This is a genomic window from Chitinophaga sp. HK235 (assembly GCF_018255755.1).
Taxonomy (GTDB): domain Bacteria; phylum Bacteroidota; class Bacteroidia; order Chitinophagales; family Chitinophagaceae; genus Chitinophaga.
In genome coordinates, this window is the sequence record NZ_CP073766.1 from 6,935,987 (window position 1) to 6,962,127 (window position 26,141).

The window sequence follows — 26,141 nt, forward strand, 5'->3', positions numbered from 1 at the left end:
TTTATGCGTCAACTTTGTCTTTTTTTGCTATTACTACCAGCATTTGCCTATGCTCAGGTGACAGTAGTGTTTGTGCCTGAAATTCAGGGTCGGTCATTGGATGGATTATTACAGGTAAAATTGAATAATGCTGCTACAACAAGGCAAAGAGCGGTACTTACGATTACCGTTGCAGCCCAGTCTGTAGGGAAGGTGGTATCAATCAAAACACCTGCATTTGACCTTATGCCCGGACTGAATCCCTTACCTGCAGGTTTAATGGCAGGTGTCAGCATTCAGTTTGCTGAAAATAAAATTGCTGCTATCCTTCGGCAGTCGCATTTGTTTACTGCTGCTGACTATGAATATTGTTTTGAAGTGAGCCCAGGAGATGTTCATGGTGGAATTTCTCTGGGTCAGCAATGTTTCAATTATTCCTTACAGCCTTTCTCCCCGCTTATATTGACATCACCGTATGATGGTGACCAGATTTGTGATAAAAGACCTAATCTTTTCTGGCAGCCTTTGTTGCCGGCAATTCCGGGTATGCAATACCGTTTAATACTGACTACGCTGAATCCGGGGCAGAACAAGGCTGAGGCTCTGCGCTATAATTTACCCTTAATCAACCAGTCTTTTATTAATACACCGATGTTGTTTTTCCCACCTTCTGCACAGGAATTGAAGGAAGGAAAAGAATACATCTGGCAGGTGACAGCTTATAAAGGAGACGTGCTGCTGTCTACCTCTGAGATGTGGACATTTAAGCTGCAATGCAAAGACAGTTCAGCACCCTTGACACCGGAGAGTTTCCGCGATATAGAGGATTTAACAAAGGGGAACTTCTATCTGGCCAACGGATATATAAGATTTGCCACGCATAATACCTATGCCGCTACAAATCTTAACTATGAAATTGTGTGTCTGACAGATCCAGGTAGTAAAGTCAAACATCTGCCTAAAGTTAAGCTGGTGCATGGAGGTAATCATGTGGTGATAGATCTTTCGGAGAATAGGTCATTTAAAGATGGTTACTATTATCGCCTGACGATTACGTTACCTGATGGACTTAAAAGCGAACTTCGATTCCTGTATGCTAAACCAATTGATGAATGAGATATTGGAAATTCGGGTGGGTGCTGGCGCTATGGCTCATGGCGTGTGAAAGTCCGGCCGGTAAACAATTTAAAGCATTGCATCAGCAGCCGGATAACGGGCTGGTGCAGCACAAGAACATTGGTAATATTGCCATCTCCTGTACCTACCTGCCCATTGGATGGCAACGATCTGTGAATGATGGAAAGGATGAAAATGATAACCTGCTGACATTCAGAATCAATGTCAGTTCTGCGGATGCCTCTGCCATACAAAAAATGAGTGCGCAGCAGGTGGCCAGCTTTGGGTTGGATACTTTATTTCAATTGATTGCGGATAATGATACCCTGATACCAGTATATGCAGAACGGGTAGCTAATGGAAATATTGGCGGTCCGGAATACCTGGTGGCTTTTCATCGTTCTGAAAAAGTATCGAAGCTTCAGCTGGTATATAAAGATTGGATTTATTCCGGTTCCCGATTATTTTTTCCATTGCAGCAAACCTTATTACAACAATCAGATTCCCTTAGCCTAGCACTATGATATTACAGCGAGTAAGTACAAAGAAGCGTGTAGCAGCGTTTTTTCTCTTGTTATGGTCTGTTGAAACCTTCGCCCCGCTAAAAAGCCTGGCATTGAGCTCCGGTCCAACCCAACCGGAACAGAAACAGTTTCAGCCCGCATCTGTCAATGAGATGGTAGATCATTTTACAGGTAGTTTTAAATATAATATTCCATTGCTGGATATTGACGGATACCCTGTGAATCTGAACTACGCATCTGGTGCTGGTATCGACGATGAAGCGAGTTGGGTAGGCCTGGGATGGAATTTGAACGTAGGCGCTATTAACCGTCAGCTGCGCGGTTTACCCGATGACTTCAACGGAGATGCTGTAGAAACGGAGCATAGTACCAAACCAAAGGTTACTTATGGAGGAAGGGGGACTGTGAGAGGAGAGCTCCTGGGTATGAATATAGGAAAGCTAAGCGGGTCCCTGAGCGTTGGTATCTTCAGTGATAACTATAATGGTATTGGAGCAGAGTTCGGTGCGAATGCAGGGCTAAGCATCAGTCCCGGAAATGCAAGGGCACTTACCGGAAATGTAAACATCGGATTTAATTCCAATACTTCCAGTGGTGTCAGTACTACGATAGGTGCAAGCCTGGATTATAATTATTTTAAGCAATATAACGGTACGATATCAGCCGGTGTATCAGCGAGTTTGGGTTATAACAGCCGGCAAGGGTTTAAGGAGCTGACATTGGGACATACTTATTCTCAGGGAGGTGATCCTTTGATGTTGGGTTATTCATTTGCATTCAATACACCGTCTGTAAGCCCTAAGATTAACTTTGGATATAAAAATACCAGTGCATCCTTTTCCGCGGAATTCGGAGGTACTGGTTGGGCTTTATTTGGCGGAGGTGGTTTTACCGGATATTACAGTAAACAGGAAATCATTTCCAGATCTCATATTGCTTTTGGCTATGGTGCCCTGTACGCGCATAATGGAACGAGTAAAAAGGATGCCCTGATGGATTTTATGCGGGAAAAGGAAAACCCTGTCATTCCCACTATTCCCAATCTTGCAGTGCCTATTCTGACCCCTGATCTTTTTTCCTATACCAGCCAGGCTTCCAGCGGACAGTTTAAATTAAACCGGGGAAATGCTGCGGTTATCTTTGATAACTACGCCAAAGATGCAACCAGCAATACTTCTATCGGATCAGATTATGGTATCGGTGCTTATTTTCATGGTGGTGTAACCCTTTATAAGCAGGATGCTTCCAATATTTCCGGTAAATGGACTACAGATAATAATTATCTCAGCATCGGGGATTATCAGCTGGACGCTTCCAAGTTGGATGAGCAACAGGCATATTTCAAAATGACGGGTGAACAGCAGGCGGAATCCAGTGAGTTTGTAAACCTGGTTGGAGGTGACAAACTGGTTAATGTTCCGTTGAATGGTAAAGGGACATCTAACAGGTTAAAAGATAAAAACAACAATACTGTTTCTACTGGTACGCCGTTAAAAAAGAACGGTCGGCAATTGGGCAATAGTGTGATCAGCTATCAGACTGCAAAAGAAGCCAATACCGATGGTGCTGCCAATGCAATAAAAAATTACCCATTGCTGAATGCGTCCTATGTTGCGCAGTCCTGTCCTTCAGGAACGGATTTTCCCCGTTTGAGTAGTATGAGAAAGGAACATCATATTTCTTCCATGACAGTAACGGAGACTGATGGGAAACGGATCGTTTATGGTTTGCCTGTTTATAGTGTTAAACAGGATGAATACAGTTTTGCATTGAAAAGTGGAACAGTACCGGATGATGATAATCTGGTTGACTTTCCCATATCCAATGATAAGCCTGTGGAATCAAATGACGGGGATGCGTTTTTCCATCATGAAGCGCAGTCGCCTTATGCTTCTTCCTATTTGTTAACGGCCATATTAAGTCCGGATTATGTTGATGTTACAAACAATGGGATCACACCGGATGATATCGGTACTGCTGTAAAGTTTAATTACTCCAAACTTGCTTCTACTTACAAGTGGAGAACTCCTATGAAGGAAGGAAAAGCACAGTTTAACCGCGGATTACAGGCCGATCCACTGGATGATAAAGGAAGTATTATGATGGGAGAGAAGGAAATATGGTATCTCCAGTCTATAGAAACTAAAACCAAGGTGGTGTATTTTATTACTGAAGACCGGTTGGATGGTTTAGGAGTGATGAATCTAAACGGGAAACCGGACCCTGGTGTAAAGTTGCGCAGACTGAAGGAGATCCGGATGTATTCCAGGGCGGATATGCAAACTCCTATCAAAACGGTTGTTTTGGATTATGGTTATGATTTGTGTAACGGATTACCCAATGTTGATGTACAGAATACATCAAAAGGAAAGCTGACTTTAACAGGTATTTATTTTAAATATGCATCATCAGAGAAGGGTAAGTTTCATAAGTATAAGTTCGAGTATGGTGCAAATGCCAATTATGCTTATATGTCTTCTGATCGCTGGGGAAATTATAAATCCAAAAATGCCAATAGGAATGCGGGCTGGGGAGATTTGAAAAATGATGAATTTCCCTATGTGATACAGGATCCTGTTACAGCGAATGCCAATGCGGCTCTTTGGAATCTGTCAAAGATCACCTTGCCCAGCGGAGGTATTATTGATGTTAACTATGAAGCAGGTGATTATGCCTATGTACAGGATAGGAAGGCTATGCAAATGGTTGTTATCCGGAAGATGATTGATATAGATGGCAAGGAAACCCTCAGTCTGGCTCAGGCTAAAGGATTTAGGATTAATACTCCCGGTCCTTTGAGAGGCTCAGGAAATGCAGAACTGCTTCGGAATTTTATCATTGATTATTTGAATGGACGGAATGATTTTTATGCGAGATTAAAGGTTAATGTATCCGATTCCCCTGATTCAGAAGCCGCTGCTTTGTATGAGATCATACCGGCATATGGGGAGTTATCATCTGTTAAAGATAATAAGGACGGGACATGTGATATCTATTTTAAAGATGTGAATGACGGTGGTACCAATGTTAATCCGTTCCTATCTGCTGCCTGGCAGCGTATGCGATTGGATTATCCTATGTATGCCTATCCGGGTTATAAAAACCGGTTAACAGGCGAGCCTCCTTTAGCCCAGGCACTGGTTGCTTTGGTGAATTCTATCAGAAATATTGCGGAATTAAGAGTTACGTTCAATGAGCGTGCTTTAAAGAAAGGTTTTGCCGGAAAGGTAGACCTGACCAAGAGTTTTGCCAGGCTGGTAAAAGCAGATGGACATAAAATCGGGGGTGCATCCCGGGTGCGCAGTATTAAATTGTCTGATAACTGGAATCAGATAGCTGGAGGTGTAAATACCGCTGCCAGTTATGGTCAGCAATATGAATATACCATAGAGGAGAATGGAAAGCAGATCAGTAGTGGTGTTGCTTCATACGAACCTTATGTGGGTGGTGATGAAAATCCTATGCGGATGCCCATTCCATATAGTCAGATCAGTAAAGGATCATTGACTAATTTCTTTTACCTGGAGGAGCCATTTGGAGAGTCTTTGTTTCCTGCACCACAGGTTGGTTACAGGAAAGTGGTAGTACGTGCATTGGATGAAGAAGGGAAGGCTGATCCTGATAATGCAACTGGCTGGCAACAGTCTGAGTTTTATACCGCTAAGGATTACCCGGTTCTGGTAGAGACACAGGCCAAACCTGATGTTTGGCAAAATGGACCTTATTCCTGGGCCAACTTCGTAGGGGGAACAGAGATATATGAATTAATTATGTCACAAGGATATGTCGTTTCTTTAAACGATATGCATGGTAAGCCAAAGTCAGAGAAGGTATTTAATCAAACAGGAGCGGAAATATCATCAGTCTCCTATTTTTATAAATCGGATCCGATCGATGGTGGGAGAATGAAGCTGAATAATGAAGTGAGCACCATCGATGAGAGGGGTGTTGTGCGGCAGTCAGAGGTATTGGGTAGGGAAATAGAACTGGTGACGGATATGCGTGAGCAGGAGTATAAAGACATGGGTACTTCTGTGCAGATAGGGGCGGATGTTTTCCCGATAGGCCCCTGGGTTATGGGAATCGGACATACCCCCAGGAAGGAGAATGATAGCTACCGGCTTTTCCGCTCTGCAGTGACGTTGAAGACAATCATGCAGACAGGTATACTGGACCATGTGACCAAAATGATAAATGGATCTTCTGCCACCAGCACAAATCTGGTTTTTGACAGAAATACCGGTAACCCTGTGGTGACGAGCAATACCAATGCATTTAATGACCCGGTTTACACGGTAAGCTTGCCTGCATACTGGAAGTACACAGGTATGTCCGGTGCCTATAAAAATATCAATACCAATTTCACCGGTTTTACTACTGATATAAAAGGAGTAATTAACACCAAATTCTGGCCCTATCTGGCTTCGGGAGATGAATTGGAAGATGGAGCCGGTGTGCGTTACTGGGTGATTTCGACTCCTACGGATACAGATAATACAAAGAAGATGCGTCTGGTTAATGATGCCGGTAATACCGTCATTAGTTATACAGGAGCCGTTAAAGTTATTCGCTCAGGCTATCGTAATCAGTTAGGTGACGTGACTGCTTCTATCATGTGCCTGGCCAATCCTGTTAGCAACGGATCTTTAAATGTATTCAGTAATGGAGATGCAGCTGCTTACAAAGTGTTGAATGCCGGGGTTAAACTTTATGAAGAAGCCTGGAACGGCACCCCCTGTGTGAACTGTCCTTCAGGGACCTTATCATCGGATGGACTGTTTTGTGTTACTTCCCCAACCTCGGTTGCTAATGACAATCTCACACTAACAACAGGGAGCACGTCAGTCAACAATTATGGATTGCAGGGTGCAAAATTTTATAGCACAGAGCAGGCCACTAATCATGATTGGGCAGTGGCAAACAGCACTATCTGGGGAACAAACGATCCCAACGGGGGAACTATCGGGCGTCTGAATAATGTTGGCGTGTGGGTAGGAAATACTGCGCTGAGAACATGGTTCGGTATAGAAACCTGTATTAATATCCCTCATGATGGAACCTATTCAATTGGGTATGCCTGTGATAATTTCATGAGAGTTTCTGTTGATGGCAGCCCCTTCACCAGTCTACTGGCAAACGATCAGACTACTTTCCGGTATTGGTATGTTCGTCCTAAGTATCTGACAGCGGGTAAACATACACTGTTGATCCAGATGAACAATGACACGGAGCTAGCCACTGTGGGACTTGAAATTTATGATGCTACTCCACAGGAGCTTTCCGGGGCTGATGGCCTTGCTATTAGCAGAAAAGTGTTTAGTACACGCGACTTTATAGATCAGAGTATCAGGAAGTCTTATAATTCCTACCTGTACGGCAATGGTGAAAATAATCCACCTACCAGAAGATTGTTCAATTGCTCTTCAGGTACATTGGATTTATGTTCTGATCCGATTGTTTGCAAGACACCCAGTCCGCAGGCGTTTAACCCATATTTAATGGGAATGTTAGGCAATTGGCGGGTTTCTGAAGAAAAAGCGTTCTTAACCACCCGCACAGACCAGCAACTGGCCACAGACAAACCTGGCGTAAATGTGAGGAATAGTGGATATCTCAAGAGTTATATGCCATACTGGTATTTTAATAATACCAGCAATGCCTGGGAGGCCAGTCAGGCCAGCACACAATGGGTGACCAGCAGATACGTGACGGCTTATGATAAATATGGTCAGGAAGAAGAAAACAGGGATGCGTTGAATAATTACTCCAGTGTTTTGTTTGGATATAATAATACGGTATCCAGCGCGGTCGCCAAAAACGCCATGAAACGGGAGATTTATTATGAAGGGTTTGAAGACTATAAGTTTAATACCGGCTGTAATTATATGGCTGGTTGCGTTACCGCTCAGTTTTCAATGAATGCAGCGCTAGGTTCTGTAAACCCCAACCCTGAAGAATCACATTCCGGAAACTACTCCCTGAAACTTACCAGAGCGATAAACCTTACAGCAGATGCATCTGCGCTGGTATCCCAACCGGGTCAGTACCTGGCTAACGATCCGCTGGGATGTTATGTAAGAAGGCAGGTAGATGGATTATATCAGGTCGGATTTCATCCTGTTAAAGATAAAAGTTACCTGTTCTCTGCTTGGGTAAAAGACGGAGGTATTACAAATAGTCAACCTGCCCTGGACATCAAGGTAAATGGCGCCTCTTTGGACTATAAGGTTACAGCAGTAGTAGAGCGTTGGAAGAAAATAGAAGGTTCCTTCACCGTAAATGCACAGGTGATGACATTGTCCATCCCTGCTGCCGGCAATATCTATATCGATGATATCCGCATTTTCCCGTATCAGGCCATTATGCAGACTTTTGCTTACGATGATAAAACTTTACGGTTGATGGCGACTTTGGATGAGAACAATTTTGCCACCTTCTATGAATATGATGATGAAGGGATACTGATCCGGGTGAAAAAGGAAACAGAAAGAGGGATTATGACCTTAAAGGAAACTCGTAACTGGTTGAAGCAAAATTAATTTAAAGCTATTACTCCTTACTATGAGAAAATTTAATTTAATACTGAAGATAGGATTGTCAGTGCTGATCGTGTTAATAGTGGCAATAAGCTATGCGTGGGATAAAAACAACTGGCATTTTCAGTTGGCCGGACAAGCCGCCAACACTGTACCTGAAGAGGTAGCAGGAGCATCGTTTACAGAAGCAGATAAACAGACTATGCTGAAGGTATTTACCATATTAAGAAAAGGGATGTCCGGGCAGCAGATGAGCATTGAGGGCACCATTAGTATCAAAGACCCGCAGGACTCTGCCGCATCGGGGACCAAACCGTTTGTTTTCTCCCGGGATGGCGCTTCTTATTACTATGCTCTTGGCGAAATCGAAATGTTGTCTTTAAAGGATATATACCTTGTTTGTAATCATGCCAGCAAAAGGATCATCATTTCTCCTGCAAAAAAGGTAGTTACTCCTTTTGCTGCGCCAGGGGACGAGTTGATCAAAACTTTCCGGGAAGACAAATATGAACTGACTACTTCCGCAGTAGGTGAGGATTCTTTATATGTGCTGACCTGTAACAACCATGTTGCCTGCAAACAATATAGTTATCAACTCAACATGCGGACTGGCGAAGTGCATGAATTGTTTATGCGGTTAACTGACATCACTGATCCATTGAATGCAGCGAAGGATAAGCAAATCAGGTTTACGATGAAGTCCTGGAATTTGCAAAATGCCGATGTCAGACATTTTCAGAAAAACAAGTATCTGCGTGGTGAGAAGGGGCATTTCAGGCCAGCCCCTGCTTTTCAGCAATACGAAATAGTTTCATCCCTATAAGTTAACTGCAACCGCCATTTTTGCCTATGTCCCTTATATCTGTGTTTAGATCCATAAGCTTATCATTACTGTTTGTTGTATTATTATTGCTCAGTGGCAGGCTGCAGGCTGCAACGGAACCATATGAGCAGAAAATACAAGGTGCCCTGAAAAAGGGAGATACGCTTATACTGAAAGATGAAAAATTCCGGAATCCCGCTTACGACTGGAATAAGATAAATAACAAAAGTGTTTTAAACTCCATCACTTTTGGTCTCCGGAAAGATACTGTGTTTAAATTACAGCAACCATTTAAATGCAAGGCCGACCTGAAAGTGGAATACTGGAGCAGTCCGGACCAGGATCTGCCCATAACAATTGAGCATGTTGCGTTGGAAATTAACTATGACACTGCCGTTGGTGCCGTTTATCAGGCTTCAGCCAAATATAATTTCCGGAATGCCTATAAAGTAAAAGTTACGGTTAATGAGTTTGATTGTAAGCAGTTAAGTCCGGTACCTCCGTTATTTTTTATCAGTGCTCAGGTTATTATAGACAGGGATTACCTGCCGCAGGAAAAACAAACTTCCATGGCAGGAGCCAGAATGATGGGTGCGGCGGCAAAGGTAGATGATGGAACAACTGTAAAGGATGATATCGGTGTTAACTGGGAGCCTGATGTGTCGGGCCATATCTTCGATCTCGAATGGACTTTTATTGATGAATTATCCAATAATGGTACTATACTAAAGACTAAAGGGGCAGGTATTACAGTGACTGACCTGGCAGCTATGTTCAGGAATAATGCTACCCGTGTAACCGTTCCGGTTAACTACTATAATGTCCCGTTAATTCAGGAGCATCAGTACCTTCTTGTGAGGACCCGTAAGGTATTGGAACGTTCAGGCTATCGTGAAGAAGGAGAATGGGATTACAATTTTAAAATTAATAGCACAGGATTTTTTGGTGTAGCGGGTTATTCAGATGGAGTAGTTCCGTATTTGTCATCCATGAACTGGCAATATCAGGCTGTTTATACAGAAGGGGGAAACAGGAAGGAAGTAGTGTCTTTTATGGATGGTAGCCTTAGAAACCGTCAGACAGTGACATTACTGAATACTACGGGAATTCCTATTGTACAGGAATCTGTTTATGATAAGTATGGAAGGGCTACCGGAGCTATTTTGCCTGCTCCGCTGGATGCATCCACCCTGCAGTATTATACAGGACAGTCCCTTAAATCCCAGACCGAGGCTTATTCCTGGAAGGATATCTTCCAGGGGAAAGCTGCCAGCTGTATAGGCCGACCGGCCCCGTTAAGCACGCTGTCTGGTGCCTCCAGATATTATTCGTCGGAAAATACACTCAAATCTGATCCTTATCGCAGCTACATACCCGATGCAGAAAATCTGCCGATCTCAGTTACCACCTATACACCTGACAATACCGGAAGAATCAGTATGCAAAGTGGTGTGGGACCTAACCTGCAGCCGGATAATACCAATCTGCAGAATAATCATACAACCCGCTATTACTATGGTAAACCACAACAGTGGGAGCTGGATCGTATATTTGGTAATGATGTTGGGCTGGCTTCCCATTACCTGAAAAACATGACGGTAGATCCCAATGGTCAGGTATCTGTTTCCTATGTAAATGATGAAGGGAAGACGATTGCTACTGCTTTGGCTGGACAGAACTCTAATGATGCTTTATTGCCGTTGCCTAACACACCCGCTCCCAAATATTTTAATGCAACGATTCTTACTCCTGGTGATTTTGTTTTTGACAGAACCTTGTTGAAGTTGACAGGAACAACCACTTACCTGGCAAGCGTACCTAATTCTACCGCTAAGATCAGTCTGGATGTACCTTATCTGATTAAAAAATATCAGGAAAACAATGTTACTATTTGCAGCAATTGTTTCTACCTGCTAAGTGTAAAAGTGACAGATGATTGTAACAATATATTGGCGCAGGAAAGTAAAGCAGAAGTGGGTAGTAAGTTGCCGGATTGTAATGTTACGGGAAGCTTTGCCAAAGAAATCAGTTTCAGGGCGGATAAAGTCGGCTCCTATAATATAAGTGTGGAGCTTGCCCTGAGTCCGGATGTTATTGAAGCTTATACGGATGATTTTATCACGCGTAATACCAACCTGAAGACGCTGTTCCAGTTTGTAATGGAGCAATTGAATAAAGAAGATTTTACGGCTTGTTTTACGGATTGTAAAACCTGTAAAGCTGCACTGGGCGAGAAACCTGCCTTTGTAGCTGCGTTGCTGGGAAGGATCCAGTCCAATGGTATTGATGTGACGGCCAAACAAGCGGAATTTAATACCTGGGCGAATGGGTTGTATGATAATTTATACAGTAATTGTATGGCAAAACAGGCCTCCTGTTATGCGAGCCCTTGCCAGCGCCTGGAAGAATTGCTGAGAAGAGATGTAACTCCTGGCGGGCAGTTTGCATTGTTTGATGCAAACAATAACCCACTGGAGCCCAGTATCAATGTTATTCTGCTGCATTGGCGGGATGCGGACATTTTCCCTGTGGTAAACACTTCCGGAACTGCAGGAAAAGAATACTTCGAGAGAGGTGATGGCACAACATTTACTCCTAATGATCCTGGTTTCACTATACAGAATCTGATTGCCAACTGGCGTCCGGAGTGGGGCGCCCGTTTTGTGAAGTGGCATCCGGAATATTGCGGGCTGCAATTTTGCAATCAATATGGCAGTTCTTATATGGCATGGGACCAGCGTTTGCAGGAACAGGTGACCAAAGTAGCTGATTTGCAGGCGGCGATAGGTACCACTTATAGTAACAGCAATCCTGTATGGTTGCTGAATGCAGATCCGTTTTTTACCAATGGTGGTATTGGCAGCAGCTATTCCTATGACTTCTCCAAGGACCTGAATGAATATGTGAGCCGGGTTGTCAATAACTATAATCTTCCTCCGTTTGGGGATAAGACATTGTCCCAGTTTGTAGACTACATGTTGTACTGTGCTAATGACAAGGCAAGTACCAATCAGGCTGCAGCCATCAATGATGAGGGACGCTGGAGAAACTGCCAGCCTAATGCGGATTGCCGTATACCGGACAGAGAGTGGCAGCTTTACCTGCAGTATTATATGGAGCGTAAGGCTTTCTATTATGAAAAGGTGAGGGCTGACAAGGGTTTTTGCACAGCCTGTAAGGTGGGACGGCCCAGTGGTTTGGTAATTCGTGATGGAGCCATCTGTGCGGATTTAAAGCCGGAAGATATCGTGAGAGAGGATAAAACCTATTATGATCCTAATGGAGAGACTAATGAAATAAGCTTTTACTATCAGGGCTCAAAACCATTAGCGACGAATATAAAATACAGAATCGAGTTTTACGGATATGAAGGGGATACGTATTTTACCAGTGTACAGTATATTGACCGGAATTCCACTGCGGCCAGTTATATGAGATACAGGGCATTTAACGAACCTACTAAGCCATTTGGGGCGAATAAATCCGGATGTATTGATGATACACCTCCTGTTGGGAATTGTGATGCTTTATATGCCGGTAAAAACTCACGGTTAGGGAATACCTATTATAAAAATGAAGGGGTAAAAGATTCCGTTGTTTTAAGTAAGGAAGCGAAAGATGCCTTAAGTGCCCAGATTGAAATGGCCTGCAGTTCCCGTGTTGATGATCTGATCAAGCGGCTTGGTATTACAAACACTATCCGCCAGAAATTAATCAATGTATGTATCAAGGGTGGGGATGAATATCATATCTATGGTTCATCAACCACTCCGCCGGGAACTGTTTCCGTGGATGGATATTCTTCCTTTGACCAGGTTATAGCCAGTGTGGTGGGATCTAACTACACTATGAGTGTGAATCCCTGGGTGATGGACGGATTTTATCCATATAACGTGAAAGCACAGACGACGACCACTATAGTTGGAAATACCAATAAAGAGCTTTGTGCAAAACTGACTTCCCTTACACAGGAGCAGCAAAGCAGCCGGCCGGACCTGAGTCTGTATAATTACCTGAAATTAAAGTATGGTACGGCGGTCACCATTACAGAGGCGGAATTAAGCATGCTGCAGAAAGGATGTACAAACTGTAAGTATCTGTTGCCGCAAAATATCCGGGTACCGGTTTTCCTGGATGGCAATGCTGTAGGATGTGTAACAGCCAATGAATTCCTGTCGGCCAGAGCAGAGTTGAACCAGAAAATCAGCGGAGGGCTGATAGAAAATGACGGTAATTATGAAATGATCATCACCAATTACTTTAACCAGCGTTGGGGCTTTACCTTAAGTGCTTTTGAATATGAGAATTACCGTACGCAGATAGCGACTGATCCATCAAAACTGTTATGCAACAAGCCAGTATATGATGAGGTGGCTACGGACCCGTATACCTGTATGTATTCCCTGGTGGATGCTGCCACAGCAAGTGCCAAACGCAGGTATGATGAATATATTGAAGAAGTCCGGAGAGCATTTAAAAAACAATACATTGATATCTGCAGTGCTGCTAAAGCAAAGGCCGATCTGAGTACATCGGAGCTGTATTATCACTATACCTTGTATTATTACGATCAAAGCGGATCATTGGTACGTACTGTTCCACCGGAAGGGGTGATGGTTACAGATGATCCGGTAAAACTGGACCAGATCCGTCAGGCCCGTGATGTGAATGTCAGCAGTTGTTCATATAACGGCCCAACTACGAATACCGACTATAATGCGATCTTAACAACAATGGCTAATGCGGCCTGGGCTGCTAATCAGTCTATTGAAATGTGGCTGTATGCTAAGGATAATACTCCTATCCGGGTATTGACACCTGGCGGAAGTAATACGGTGTATGCTTATATCTGGCAGTATGATAAGTATCTGCATATAGGATTTCATAAACTTTCTCCGGGCCCGCTCAATCAGGTTGAAATAATAAGCACCAAAGATATAACGGTTGATATCAGCCAGTTGCAGCCTTTGAAGGTAATGACCCATTTAGTATTACAAGGGTCAATATTAACTGATAATAATCCGTCACTGAGTGTATATGTAAATGGGGTGGCCTGCCCGGTAGCGACAAATGCGCCTGTACCTCCTGCAGAATATGAAATAGCAGCCACAGGTGGTAATGCAACTTTCACAACAGATCTCTCCATGTTAAGGCAGATGAGGGTTTATAACCGTGTGCTGACTGGAGCTGAAATTGCGGCCAATGCTTCCGAATTATGCATGGGCATATCTCCTGCTTACTATGCCAATGTATTTCCGGCATTGAGCGGCTGGGGAAGATTTAACAGTGATCAACCTGGTGGGGCAGGAACAACCAGTGATGGTATGGTTGGTACCCAGTATCCACCTTTTTATCCTTTGCATCGACTTACCAGCAACTATGCCTTCACTTCCTTAAACACCGTTGTACAGCAAAACACTCCGGATGGAGGTGCCAGCCGTTTCTGGTTTGATAATTTAGGACGGGTGATTGCCTCCCGTAATGCGAAACAGGCTGTTAGCGCTAATCTGTTTAGCTACACAAAATATGATGGATTAAGCAGAATCGTTGAGGTGGGCGAAAAAGCAGGTGCTCCGGATCCGGGTATTCCGGGTTTCCTGGCTGCCAATAACGCGCAGTTGTTCCTGAATGGTGGTACCAACAGCCAGATAACCCGCACCTACTATGATGCTCCCGTGCTGGACCAGAACCTTTATCCACAGGATAACCTGCGTAAACGGGTGGCAGCCCACACGTATGCCGAAACAGCAAGTGCTGAAGAACAAGCCACCTACTATAGTTATGATCAGATCGGTAATGTGAAAACATTGTGGCAGAAATTATATGGCTTCAGTGACAAGGTGCGTTTGGATTACAATTATGACCTGATAAGTGGTAAAGTAAATGCTGTCAGATATCAGAAAGATAAACCCGATCAGTTCTTTTATAACTACCAATATGATGCGGAGAACCGCCTGGAGGAAGCATCCACCGGCGTGGAGCATGATGGCAGCAACTGGAAGATATATAAGGACTCAAGGAAAGTGAATGCTACCTATCACTATTATCTTCATGGGCCATTGGCCAGAACAGAGCTGGGTAGTTCCATACAGGGCATTGACTATGCCTACACCTTACAGGGTTGGTTAAAAGGGATTAATGGTGCCAGGCTGGGCGTTGCCAATGATATGTTCGGTGATGGCGGTAGCGGGGCTACCAGTACTTTTGCCAAAGATGTAATGGCTTATTCCCTTGCTTATTTCAATGGAGATTATAAGCCTATTGGTTCAAGTGCACCGGCATTTGACATGAAGTATGCTGCAGGTACAACAGATCCTGCAGGACAGTCATTATATAACGGCAATATCAGTAATATCTCTGTAGCGTTAGATAAAATTAATGGAGGTGCACCTGTAGGATATACTTATCGGTACGATGCATTGAACCGCTTACGTACCATGCGTTATCATCCGCTCAGCACCGGTACCACTACCTGGGGATTTGGACAAAACAGTCCTGACTTCCAGGAAGATATCACCTACGACGGCAATGGTAATATTCTGACCTACAAACGTAATGGTAACGCGGGCAATAAACTGATGGACGATCTTACCTATTCTTATCCACGGGAGAATAACAACCTGACCAGTAACCGATTGTTGCATGTCCGTGATGATGTGGACCCGGGTGCTTTCCCATCGGATTTTGAAAGTATGGGTTCAAATCAGTATGTTTATGATGAGATTGGAAATCTGATTGCTGACCGTTCTGCCAATATCCAGGATATTAAATGGTCAGTTTATGGAAAGATTAACCAGATTTCATTTGTAGATGGAAGTAGCCTGAGTTATAAGTATGATGCCGGTGGGAATCGTGTTTATAAAGAGTACAACAAAAATGGTCTTTTAGATAAAACCTGGTATGTACGTGATGCCAGCGGAAATACCCTGAGCGTTTACGGGAACAGCAATGGAGATGGTAATATCTACTGGAAAGAACAACACCTTTACGGCTCTTCCCGACTGGGTATGTGGCAGCCGGATATGCTGGTAAACAGTGGTTCTGGTAATGCATTGTCGCTGTGGGGACAATCCAATCGTATCCGTTATGAGCTAAACAACCACCTGGGCAACGTAATGGCGGTTATCTCTGATACTAAAAATGGTGGAGATGCCACTGTGTTTAATGAATTAGACTATGCTCCTTTTGGTATGCAGCTGGATGGCAGGAAATGGAGTCTGGGGAATGGTTATCGTTATGGGTTTAATGGGAAGGAGAATGATAATGAAGTGAAGGGAGAGGGGAACCAGCAGGATTATGGGATGAGGGTGTATGATCCGCGAATAGCGAAGTTCCTGAGTGTAGATCCGTTGACGAAATCTTATCCTGAGTTGACACCATATCAGTTTTCTGAAAATTCACCGATTCTATTTATAGATCTAGATGGTTTAGAAAAGGCATTACCATGGTATTTCAGAGAGAATAAGCATGGAGGAAAGCCGGTTTTAACATTGGGATTAGGGAATTTGGGAAAAATGGATCGGGAGAATTATGATGATTACTCAGGTGTTGGAAAGGTTGGGGTATTTGGCTGGAATACAGCTGCTGCTGCTTGGAATGGTGTCGCTGCGACATGGAATGAGGCATTAGATGGTAAGACTGGCAGCGAAATGCTAAATGAAACCGTGAATGGTTTACAAGAGATGAGAGTGGACGACTTTAAGCGAGTTGAAACATGGGAGAATGTTGGAGGATTTCTTCTGACAGCCTATCTTACAAAGCGACTTAATAATGCACTAACAAGAGTACCTTTTGTTGATGCTCCCCTAAATACTGCTGAAGGTGCTGGTGCCGTAAATAATCCTGCTTCTAAGTTAATACGATCAGGGAATTTGAATATTAATGAAGTGAAGGGTACTGTGAACTGCGCTGGATGTACGATAGCAGGAGATGCGACTATAAAGGGGAATACAGCTCTGGCATTGAAACATGGACCAATGTTAACAACAGAATTTTTTAATAATTTTGGAGGAGCAAAAGATGTCAAATCTTATTATACGGCTGAAGGTGTAGTTGGTGCAATGAGTAAGCTCGAAGATGGGGCAACGGGTGTTGTTTTTGGATATAGAGGACCTGGTAGGATTGGACATTATTTTAATGTTACCAAGCAGCATGGTAATGTAATATTTTTAGATTTTCAGAAATCTCCAGGAAATTGGATTCAAAACACCTCTACGCTTATGAAAGATTATAAGTTTAATCAGCTTTATTTTAAAAATACAACAGGTTTATGATGATACTTAATTTGATTGAGGCGAAAGATAAGGCCTATCTGTACTTAAAGGATACTCCAGTCTTGGTTAGTCGTGAGGAATTGGTAATAATGGATGAATATACTATTGAATTTGAGTATGGATGGGCTTTCTTTTATCAAACGAAAAAGTTTGTTGAAACGGGTGATATCTTTGATGGAATAGGTGGCGGTGCCCTAATTGTAAATAAATTTGATGGGAGTGTATTTGAAATTGGAAGTGCACGTTCAGCTGAAGAGTATATTGATGAATATGTTGAAGAATGTAGAAAGAAAATTCATTAATGCTGGGTGGCAATTTCCAGGTATAACAAAAGATGGATTTGGGTGACTCTGATGGATAGCTATACGGTGAAAAAGTTATCTGACGCCAATGGAATATTCAGATGTATAACCATAACGGGAACCAAAACTGGGCTGGGAAGCCTCTGGAAATGGACTAGTTGAGTTATACCTATGAACCAGGTAAGAACAGGTTACTTCATATCAAAGGACGATGTTCTCAAAGAATAATACGATATTGATATCGATGAACATATTGATGGGCCTGCTTTCAATAATGGGCATCTAACTCAAACAGAGCCCCACCTATAGGGCAGAAGCATTACTCCACCCTGGTTGATAACCCGGATGCTCCGGCATCAGTACATTTAGGTGCCCTGGGATCAGGAACTTTCACTACTTCTTACAGGAGGTAGCGAGTTCTTCGAGTTAAGCAACCACCTGGGTAACTTACTCGCCACTGTTGGTGATGACAAGCGTTCCAGCTCTGGACCCAGAGGATTGATAGACCACTACGAAGCCAATGTTGTATCTGCACAGGATTATTATCCTTTTGGGATGCAGATGGTTTTCTTCAGATAAGTATCATATGGGTTTAATGCAAGAGAAGGATAATGGGATACAAGGAGAAGGAAATGGATATACCGCTTAGTTCTGGGAATATGATCCGAGGATAGGAAGGAATTGAATTTAGATCCTGATCCAACTACAGGGGTAGGCGATTATTCGACGTTTTATAATAGCCCTACTTTTATGGTGATGTATTGGGAAATCGCCCAGGAGATCCACCAGGATGGTATAAGGATCTAAAAAGCGCCTATGTTAATTTTATGTGGTGGACTGGTAGGGCGCATCCAGACAATGCAGCAGAATCTTTTGACAGAACGATCGTGCATCTGACAAGTTGGAGTCAAATAAAATCTGATACAAAAGAAGCCGCGGGAAATGCTTACTGGTCTTTTGGGGGAATCGACCAATGGTATTCTAAAACAGTGGACATTAGGAACATATTCTAAGTCGCCTGCGGATTTTAACTTAAATGATAAACAAGCTGCATATTTCCAAACAGCTAGCGATGTAATTCAGAACACGCCATTGCCTATAGAAGGTGGTGGGAATTTTTCGCCTAGAGTTGTTCTATCTGGAGGAGGAGGTGGTGTTCTTAAACCAGTAACAAACCTTCAGGTTAAAATTGAAACTATTGTTTTAGCAAATGCGTCAAGTGGAACTCCGGTTTCAGCATCCTCGTCATCCTCGTCCTCGTCAGGCACAACATACACGGCTCAATAAACTGCATCGGGTAGTTGGACTTATGATCGCCTTGAAGTAGAGACGCCTTCAGGTATTGCTATGAGGCCAAAGGATGTGCTGGTTAGGTGGAATCAATTCTTAGGTCCCAATCAAACAAATATTAATCCTGGATTTGGGAATGTTGATCCTGATAGGATTTGGTCGGCTGATGGTAGAAGAAGTATTAGATTTGGTGATCATGAAGCAACCCCAAACGTAAGAGGGCTAATGCGTTTTCGTGAAGAGACTTGGTATCCTTATAGAGTTGAAAATGTAATTCGAAGAGTACAGAAAAAATAAAATAGATAAAAAAAGCAATGAATGTGGTTATCACTAAAGTAGAATATCCATATGTATCATTTATTAGTGACTATGGAGAAGGTTGCATATGCCACCGGTCAGAAATTTGAGCAGGGCGTGACTCATGGTGTTGAATTTGATCTATTGTTAGAGCTTGATACGAGTGAGAATACAAAGGTTGGAACAAATCTGAAAGCAGGTTTTTATTGTGAAGATGACCGTACTGTTATTGTAGCATTGGTTGAAAGTATAGAGGAAGATGATGCTATGTGGTTACGTATAGTGACAGATTGTATTATTGAGGCTTATGGAGTTGATGATACTATTAAAACAGGGGATAGGCTGGAAATTAGAATGCCAAAAGACAAATTTAAAATGACCTGTATTGGGACTCTTTTTAAATAACTTTTGGATTGTAAAGAACATACGGAATATGAAATGGTCTGGATTTAATCTGGCTGTTAAAACCAGTCATCATGGACCGGTTTTAACAGCCGCTGAACTAGCTCAGCGGCTTATTTTATTTATATGCAGCTCTTGTTTTGGCATCCCATAAAAGGCCATCTAAGGCATGTAGGATATATTTTTTATCTTCTTCCAGGAGCGCATCAATATCATTCAATCCCTTAAGCATAGCAGGGTCTTTAAGCACATTAACCTGGTTAGTCACCCTTAATAAAAATCCCATGGTAGTGTAAGTATCCCTTTTCTGGTGACAGTTTAAACTTAGATAAAAAAGGCTAAATTTAAACTGAACTACTATCATGAAAAAGACCAGATTCACAGAAACTCAGATTGTGTCTATTTTGAAGCAGCAGGAAAATGGGCTTGCCACAAAGGACATTTGCCGCGAACATGGCATTTCTGAAGCTACTTTCTATAACTGGAAAAGCAAGTATGGAGGCATGGAGGCTTCAGATGTGAAGCGCCTCAAAGACCTGGAGGAAGAAAATTCCAGGCTCAAAAGAATGTATGCTGACCTATCCCTTGACAATCAGATACTGAAGGATCTATTCACAAAAAAAGGCTGGGCCCTTCCACAAAAAGACAAGTAGCAGAAGAATTGGTCGCAGATCAGGGTATTTCTGTGAGCAGGGCCTGTCGAATAGTTTCCTTTCCCCGTTCAAAGTTTTATTATCGTAGTCGTAGAAATGACCAGGTACTGATTGATGCCCTTCAGGACCTTGCTTTTAAGCATACTTCCTACGGTTTTCGCAAGCTTTTCGCCTATTTGAGGCGTGCAGGTCATCACTGGAATCATAAAAGAGTATACCGGGTATACAGGCTGCTTAAGCTGAATAAGAGGAGGAAGCTGAAACGCAGAGTGCCAGCACGCATTAAACAACCATTACAACAGCAAACCAATGTTAATATCATCTGGAGCATGGATTTCATGAGTGATAGCCTGATTGGAAACAAACGCTTCAGAACATTTAACGTGATAGATGATGGCTCCCGGGAGGTCTTGGGTATAGAAGTCGATACTTCACTATCGTCATACCGAATTGTACGGGTATTGGAAAGAATTATTGAATCCAGAGGCAAACCAGCCGCGATAAGAACTGATAATGGTCCGGAATTTACTTCAGGTTATTTTGAACAGTGGTGCCACCAGCACGGTATCCGGCTACAATACATTCAACCAGGCCGACCAATGCAGAATGGTTATGTCGAACGATTTAATCGTCTTTACAGAGAAGCTGTCCTCGATGCCTATATCTTTGAGGACTTGCACCAGGTAAGGGAATTAACCTATACCTGGATGGAAGAATATAACCAAAGAAGACCTCACGAATCTTTGAAGAACATGACGCCTTGCGAATGGAAAGCGGAGTTGCAAAAATCCAGAAACTCCAATTAATCACTGTTACCTAGATGGGGTACTTACAGTAGTATCCAGTTCTTCAGCAAGCCGCTTTTATACCCTTTGTGGTCGGGACGAGGTACTCACCCAGCCTGGTCACTTCGTTGATGTGATAACTCCCACGGGTAAACGGTATATAGATTTTTTTCTTTCAAATGAGGTTATTACTAAGGAGCAAACGGCGATGTGGAGTCAGGCTCAAGCAAAAGTATTAAAGCGTTCAGGTCTTACTGAAGAAGCTTTTGCTAAGATGTTATCTTCGACCTCAAAAACAGCTCAAAATAAAGTGGGGCGTCTAAAGGCTCCGCTGAGGAACGGTCTGGAGCAAAGTAGGAGAATATATGACTCAAATGAAACAGTCCGGTTAGAAGGTACTTCGGGTTCACTTGTGCCAGGAGCAGGAACTGCGGTTGGAGGAATTGTAGGAGGGCTTATAAGGGGGACTATTGGATATATGGCTGGTTCTACGGTAACGCAGCTGGTACATGATTTTATATTCACCTCTGGAGCTCCGCTGAACTAGCCATTGGGAGCTGGAAACTATGGTCGGGTTATGCATAAAACGAAATTAATTCAATAAAATATTTAAAAGAAAGGAAATGGTACTTTGGGAATTCGAAAAGATATATATGAGGATAGTCGAAGGAGAGTTTGTGGAATTAGAGTGTATTTTTGTTCAAGAAAAATCTCCTAGCCTTTTGGTGTTTAATATCGGGGCGTTTTTTTTGGTAAATCGAGGTGAAACTTTTGATCATAGTAACTTTAAAAGAGTTTGAACTGCACTCTATATTAGGAAACAGTACAATTCAATTAAAAGGACTATACAACTTTAAAGGTAGTTTGTATATGGAACTAGATAGCAGTATAATTAAGATATACAATCAGTTTAATATGCAGTATGGAACGTCCGGAAATATTTTAGAATTTGTAATGCCCTTAATGGATGAAAGTAAATATTACTTATGGAAAGAGGAGATTCGCCTTGCGAGTACACAGGAAATAATAGATTTGAGATATATCACCTGAGCTGATAGTCTTGATTATAATGTTATTAAATCATGCAACGCCGCATTTACCCTGAGTAATGCGGCGTTGTTGTTTCCCCGGATCTAATGCCCCTCGCTTACAAACATGTTTTTGCCTGGCGCGCGGTTTTGTTAACCTCCTTTTGAAAAAAAATATTTTTATTCTTAAAAAATTGACTATCAATTGATTGGATTATGGGTCTGCTAACATCAGGAAATAAATTTTAATATTATAAGTACACTTATTATATTTGTACATATAATCATAAAACATAAAAAACATGTGGACAAAATCCTATTCCGTAGTTACTAAAGAAATCACTAAAGAACAGATCTGGAAACTCACTACAGACATCGACAACTGGAAAAACTGGGACGGTGGCGTGGAGTATTCAAAACTGCAGGGAGAATTTAAAGTGGGTCAGCATTTCATCCTTAAACCCAAAGGCGGTCCGAAAGTAAAAATCCAGCTGATGGAAATCATTCCCAACAAAAGGTTTACAGATATGACCAGTTTTCCTTTGGCCAAAATGTATGGTGATCATCTCTATGAAGAAACACCGGAAGGATTAAAAATCACCGTTACCATGTCTGTTAAAGGTTTGCTGTCTTCTCTCTGGGTGAAACTGGTAGCAAAAAATATTATTGATCATATGCCGGAAGATGTTGCCAATCAAATTGAACACGCTAAAAAAATCAGTTTATGAGAAAATACTGGATGGCTAGTATATCAAAAGAGCATACTTTGCGGGGTGTGAGCGACAACTTCATACAGGTTTGTCATGGTAAGCAGGCACCCTTGAAACGAATGAAAAAAGGAGACGGGATCATTATTTATTCTGCTAAACAAACGATGACCGGAGCAGAAAAATGCCAGGCATTTACAGCTGTGGGAGAAGTGGCCGATGAAGAAGTATACCAGTTCAAAATGACGGAGGATGTTGAACCTTACAGAAGAAATATTCAATTCCGTGATTGTAGTGAAGCGCAGATTATTCCGTTAATAGATCAACTGGAATTCATTCAGAATAAAAAATCATGGGGGTATCCATTCCGTTTTGGTTTTTTTGAAATCGGAGAAAATGACTTTAATTTAATTGTTTCAAAAATGAATGCAAATGAAATCGACTGATAATACCTTTAGTGCGAAGCATGCTGATGACAGTTCTGGTTTCCTGCTATGGCAGGTAACCAGCCTGTGGCAAAGGGAAATAAAAAAGGCATTGGAGCAGTATGATTTAACCCATTCTCAGTTTGTACTGATGGCCAGCATCCACTGGCTGACCTTAAACAAGCAGGATGTAACGCAGATAATGCTTTCTTCCCATACTAAAATCGACCCCATGACCACCTCCACTGTTCTGAGGACCTTACAGGTAAAAGGATTTGTACAGCGTCGGGAACATTCAACGGATACCAGGGCCAAAACAGTTTGCCTGACAGAAGAAGGCAAAAAAATCATTAAAAAAGCCGTGGTAACCGTAGAGAATTTTGACAAAACTTTCTTCTCAAAACTAGGCGATCATGTAGCCGGCTTTAACAGCCAGCTGAGGAAATTACTGACAGAAGAAGCATGATGGGCTGACCTTTCAGCCAGCCCGATCATATTTATTGTTTTTTCTTTTTAAGATAATAATCGGTCGCTTTTTGCATAAAAAGTGACAGTTGTTTGCCAGGCAGCATATTGGCGGAGGCGCCGGGGTTGTTGGATACATATAGTTCTCCCAGGTTTCTGAGATATTCCAGTTTGCCAGCAGTTTCCTGTCCGCCGGTCAGTTGGGTGATGATCTCGTAGCGCCTGGCTATACATTGTTGTACGGCCTCGCTTTCAGGGTCTTCAGACATGAGTGCGGTTAATCGCACTGTAATATCCTGCAACTCCGTTTTCATCGTTGCCATTTCATCCTGATCAAAGCTGTGTAAGGTGGCTTCTACCGATAAAATGGTATCCTGGCCCCATTTAGACATGGCTTCTTTTCTGTAGGCGACCATCTTTTCCTGTGGCATACCTTCGTATAAATCTTCTACGTGTAACATGGACTTGTTTTTAAGTGTTACCAATGTTGTTTCTATGGTACCAATCAATGTGTTTATCCTTTCCTTCCTGGCTAACAGCGCTTTGATATGTCCTTCCAGCGCCTGCATCAGATCAAATGCAGGATCATCCAGAATAGTACAGATGTCTTTCAGCGGGAAATCCAGTTCCCTGTAAAAGAGTATCTGCTGTAAACGCAACAGCTCCTTTTCGCCATAAAGCCTGTACCCGGCCGCGGTACGAACAGAAGGTTTCAGCAAGCCCATCTTGTCATAGAGGTGTAAGGTGCGCACGCTCACACCTGCCAGTTGAGAGAGCTTTTTTACAGAATAGTTGTCCATCGTTTGGATTTATACCTTGTTGGGACAAATATAGGGTATGACGTAAGGTAAGAGTCAAGAGAAAAATCAAATATTTTTTGAACGAAGATATCAGTAGGGTTCTTTTATCCGGGAATTCAGATTTGTAAAATTCAACACATCATTCACCACCTCTTCTGCCGCTTCCCTGGCCCCCAACAGGGTGCAGGCAAAATGAAAAAGCCTGCCGGCATAATGATGATAAAAATCTGCAAATGCAGACTGATCATCTCCGTTCTTCATGTTGTCCCATAACTCTTTCCCGTTGTCCTCAGTGAAATCACGATTTGGTTTTGGCATCTGGAAGTCCATTTCACGAAGCCAAAATAGGGATTTTAGTTAAGAGCCGTATCTTTTTGAATCGAAATACTGTCAGTTTCACAATCATCTGGATTTTGAGCAGTTGCTGCTATTATTCACATGGGAGAATCCTAAGCGTAGAAAATTTTATACTTTTGTAAAGTTTGAGTGAAGTTTAATCGTCTTGCAAAAGATTATTAGATATGAGCTCAAACGGGCAGTTTTGAGAAAACAGCGCCCTGCCGGTAGTGTCTCGAGCACTACCGGTTTTTTTAGCTTCAGCGTCGGTTGGTGTATCGACAGGCCCATAGATAGCCGTCAATGGGCTATATTGTACAAAGAGTTTTAGTAATTTGCTATCAAAGTAGTCCCTTTACCTATATGAAAACAACTAGGCATTTTATCATCGGAGATATTCACGGTTGCTTTGATGAACTGATGATGCTGATCCAGCAGATAGGCCTTACCGATGAAGATGTGTTGATCTCTCTGGGCGATATTATAGATCGCGGCAATAAATCGAAGGATGTATACCATTTTTTCAGGAACAGGCCCGGCGCAGTGGTGCTGGCGGGCAACCATGAACGAAAACACGTGAATGGAGTATTGAACTATGCTCAGGAAATTGTGAAAGTTCAGCTGGGAGCGGAATATCCTGATTTTTTAACCTGGGCAGGCCAGCTGAGTTATTATTATGAAACTCCCGAGGCCATTATCGTACATGCAGCACTAGAACATGATCTGCAGCTGAACGAACAGCGGGAAGATGTACTCAGTGGCTCTACTGCCGGAGAAAAACACCTGGAGGAAAAATACCCGGAAGGTACTTACTGGACAGATTATTATACCGGAGAAAAACCGGTGATCTATGGGCATCACGTGGTAGGAGATCAACCGGCCATCCGAAACAATACCTATGGTATTGATACCGGCTGTTGCCATGGAGGTTATCTCACAGCGATAGAATTGCCGGGGTTCATTGTACATCAGGTAAAAAGCAGGGGCGACTACTGGAAGTCCCAGCAGCAGGAGTGGCAGGTGCCTGTGCTGGCGGCCAAAGACTGGGCGAATATGGAGTGCACGGCTATACGAAAACAGCTGGAAAAACTCGCCTATATAGAACAGCCGGCCGTAAGAGAATTCCTGGGCAGACTGGAAAACAGCCTGCATCAACTTGAAGTATTATTGCCAGTATTAAAAGATAAACTTGATAATTTCGCGCAGGCATTGCTGGAAAAGGGAGCAGAGGCTTTCAGCCGCGAAGCCAATAGTTATCCGTTTAAAACATTTCTTTTTAAAAGCAGAAACAATAACCTGAGGTTGGAAGACCTGCAAAAAAGTCTGCTGACACCGGCAAAAATCAATCAGCTGGCATCAGCGCTGGGCGTAGCACCGGTACCGTTTTCTCCTCAGTAACA

The 26,141-nt window shown here is 42.7% G+C and carries 17 protein-coding genes; 14 read left to right on the plus strand and 3 right to left on the minus strand.

Going from position 1 to position 26,141, the window contains the following annotated elements; genetic code table 11:
- The first annotated feature begins 24 nt into the window (after positions 1-24).
- The 9 genes from KD145_RS26530 (at position 25) to KD145_RS26570 (ending at position 19,545) form a co-directional block, all read left to right on the plus strand.
- The gene (locus KD145_RS26530) at positions 25-1,095 is read left to right on the plus strand and encodes a hypothetical protein (RefSeq protein ID WP_212002830.1); all 1,071 of its coding nucleotides are present in this window, start codon (positions 25-27) and stop codon (positions 1,093-1,095) included.
- A complete protein-coding gene (locus KD145_RS26535; RefSeq protein ID WP_212002831.1) occupies positions 1,092-1,619 on the plus strand; it encodes a hypothetical protein in 528 nt (175 codons plus the stop codon). The genes KD145_RS26530 and KD145_RS26535 overlap by 4 nt, the downstream gene beginning before the upstream one ends.
- The gene (locus tag KD145_RS26540) at positions 1,616-8,158 is read left to right on the plus strand and encodes a hypothetical protein (RefSeq protein ID WP_212002832.1); all 6,543 of its coding nucleotides are present in this window, start codon (positions 1,616-1,618) and stop codon (positions 8,156-8,158) included. The genes KD145_RS26535 and KD145_RS26540 overlap by 4 nt, the downstream gene beginning before the upstream one ends.
- 22 nt (positions 8,159-8,180) lie before the next feature.
- Positions 8,181-8,978, plus strand: coding sequence for a hypothetical protein (locus tag KD145_RS26545; RefSeq protein WP_212002833.1), 798 nt, complete (start codon positions 8,181-8,183; stop codon positions 8,976-8,978).
- A gap of 41 nt (positions 8,979-9,019) precedes the next feature.
- On the plus strand, positions 9,020-17,251 hold the full coding sequence (locus tag KD145_RS26550; protein ID WP_212002834.1) for an RHS repeat domain-containing protein: 8,232 nt from the start codon (positions 9,020-9,022) through the stop codon (positions 17,249-17,251).
- A complete protein-coding gene (locus KD145_RS26555) occupies positions 17,248-17,553 on the plus strand; it encodes a YrhB domain-containing protein (protein WP_212002835.1) in 306 nt (101 codons plus the stop codon). Before KD145_RS26550 ends, KD145_RS26555 begins: the two co-directional genes overlap by 4 nt.
- Before the next feature lie 369 nt (positions 17,554-17,922).
- Positions 17,923-18,132 (plus strand): hypothetical protein, encoded by a 210-nt coding sequence (locus KD145_RS26560; RefSeq protein ID WP_212002836.1) that lies wholly within the window; start codon positions 17,923-17,925, stop codon positions 18,130-18,132.
- Positions 18,133-18,495: 363 nt separating this feature from the next.
- The gene (locus KD145_RS26565; RefSeq protein ID WP_212002837.1) at positions 18,496-18,840 is read left to right on the plus strand and encodes a hypothetical protein; all 345 of its coding nucleotides are present in this window, start codon (positions 18,496-18,498) and stop codon (positions 18,838-18,840) included.
- Positions 18,841-19,212: 372 nt separating this feature from the next.
- Positions 19,213-19,545, plus strand: coding sequence for a hypothetical protein (locus tag KD145_RS26570; protein ID WP_212002838.1), 333 nt, complete (start codon positions 19,213-19,215; stop codon positions 19,543-19,545).
- 115 nt (positions 19,546-19,660) lie between these two features.
- Here the strand turns inward: KD145_RS26570 and KD145_RS26575 are convergent, their stop codons facing one another.
- Entirely contained in the window at positions 19,661-19,828 is a 168-nt protein-coding gene (locus KD145_RS26575) for a hypothetical protein (RefSeq protein WP_212002839.1), read from the minus strand.
- A gap of 76 nt (positions 19,829-19,904) precedes the next feature.
- Here KD145_RS26575 and KD145_RS26580 point away from each other — a divergent pair.
- The 4 genes from KD145_RS26580 (at position 19,905) to KD145_RS26595 (ending at position 23,606) form a co-directional block, all read left to right on the plus strand.
- A protein-coding gene (locus KD145_RS26580; protein ID WP_374223485.1) for an IS3 family transposase occupies positions 19,905-21,001 on the plus strand; the annotation gives its coding sequence in 2 pieces (ribosomal slippage) (positions 19,905-20,151 and positions 20,151-21,001; 1,098 coding nt in all).
- A 1,309-nt stretch (positions 21,002-22,310) separates the two neighbouring features.
- Positions 22,311-22,736 (plus strand): SRPBCC family protein, encoded by a 426-nt coding sequence (locus tag KD145_RS26585; protein WP_212002840.1) that lies wholly within the window; start codon positions 22,311-22,313, stop codon positions 22,734-22,736.
- Entirely contained in the window at positions 22,733-23,161 is a 429-nt protein-coding gene (locus KD145_RS26590) for an EVE domain-containing protein (protein WP_212002841.1), read from the plus strand. Before KD145_RS26585 ends, KD145_RS26590 begins: the two co-directional genes overlap by 4 nt.
- Positions 23,148-23,606 (plus strand): MarR family winged helix-turn-helix transcriptional regulator, encoded by a 459-nt coding sequence (locus KD145_RS26595; protein WP_212002842.1) that lies wholly within the window; start codon positions 23,148-23,150, stop codon positions 23,604-23,606. The genes KD145_RS26590 and KD145_RS26595 overlap by 14 nt, the downstream gene beginning before the upstream one ends.
- Before the next feature lie 31 nt (positions 23,607-23,637).
- On the opposite strand, the gene KD145_RS26600 is transcribed toward KD145_RS26595, so the two are convergent.
- Positions 23,638-24,405, minus strand: a complete 768-nt coding sequence (locus KD145_RS26600; RefSeq protein WP_212002843.1) for a MerR family transcriptional regulator — start codon at positions 24,403-24,405, stop codon at positions 23,638-23,640.
- A 90-nt stretch (positions 24,406-24,495) separates the two neighbouring features.
- Positions 24,496-24,723: an RNA polymerase sigma factor gene (locus KD145_RS26605; protein WP_212002844.1), complete on the minus strand. Its 228-nt coding sequence runs from the start codon at positions 24,721-24,723 to the stop codon at positions 24,496-24,498.
- Positions 24,724-25,104: 381 nt separating this feature from the next.
- Between KD145_RS26605 and KD145_RS26610 the strand changes: the two genes are divergently transcribed.
- Entirely contained in the window at positions 25,105-26,139 is a 1,035-nt protein-coding gene (locus KD145_RS26610) for a metallophosphoesterase (protein ID WP_212002845.1), read from the plus strand.
- The last annotated feature ends 2 nt before the right edge of the window (positions 26,140-26,141 follow it).

Bases quoted from the DNA above. Each gene is read 5' to 3' on its own strand.
- KD145_RS26595 (WP_212002842.1), top strand. From the start codon at position 23,148: ATGAAATCGACTGATAATACCTTTAGTGCGAAGCATGCTGATGACAGT.
- KD145_RS26605 (WP_212002844.1), bottom strand. From the start codon at position 24,723: ATGCCAAAACCAAATCGTGATTTCACTGAGGACAACGGGAAAGAGTTA.
- KD145_RS26610 (WP_212002845.1), top strand. From the start codon at position 25,105: ATGAAAACAACTAGGCATTTTATCATCGGAGATATTCACGGTTGCTTT.
- KD145_RS26540 (WP_212002832.1), top strand. From the start codon at position 1,616: ATGATATTACAGCGAGTAAGTACAAAGAAGCGTGTAGCAGCGTTTTTT.
- KD145_RS26590 (WP_212002841.1), top strand. From the start codon at position 22,733: ATGAGAAAATACTGGATGGCTAGTATATCAAAAGAGCATACTTTGCGG.
- KD145_RS26545 (WP_212002833.1), top strand. From the start codon at position 8,181: ATGAGAAAATTTAATTTAATACTGAAGATAGGATTGTCAGTGCTGATC.
- KD145_RS26570 (WP_212002838.1), top strand. From the start codon at position 19,213: ATGGAGAAGGTTGCATATGCCACCGGTCAGAAATTTGAGCAGGGCGTG.
- KD145_RS26575 (WP_212002839.1), bottom strand. From the start codon at position 19,828: ATGGGATTTTTATTAAGGGTGACTAACCAGGTTAATGTGCTTAAAGAC.
- KD145_RS26555 (WP_212002835.1), top strand. From the start codon at position 17,248: ATGATGATACTTAATTTGATTGAGGCGAAAGATAAGGCCTATCTGTAC.
- KD145_RS26585 (WP_212002840.1), top strand. From the start codon at position 22,311: ATGTGGACAAAATCCTATTCCGTAGTTACTAAAGAAATCACTAAAGAA.
- KD145_RS26565 (WP_212002837.1), top strand. From the start codon at position 18,496: ATGCTTACTGGTCTTTTGGGGGAATCGACCAATGGTATTCTAAAACAG.
- KD145_RS26535 (WP_212002831.1), top strand. From the start codon at position 1,092: ATGAGATATTGGAAATTCGGGTGGGTGCTGGCGCTATGGCTCATGGCG.
- KD145_RS26600 (WP_212002843.1), bottom strand. From the start codon at position 24,405: ATGGACAACTATTCTGTAAAAAAGCTCTCTCAACTGGCAGGTGTGAGC.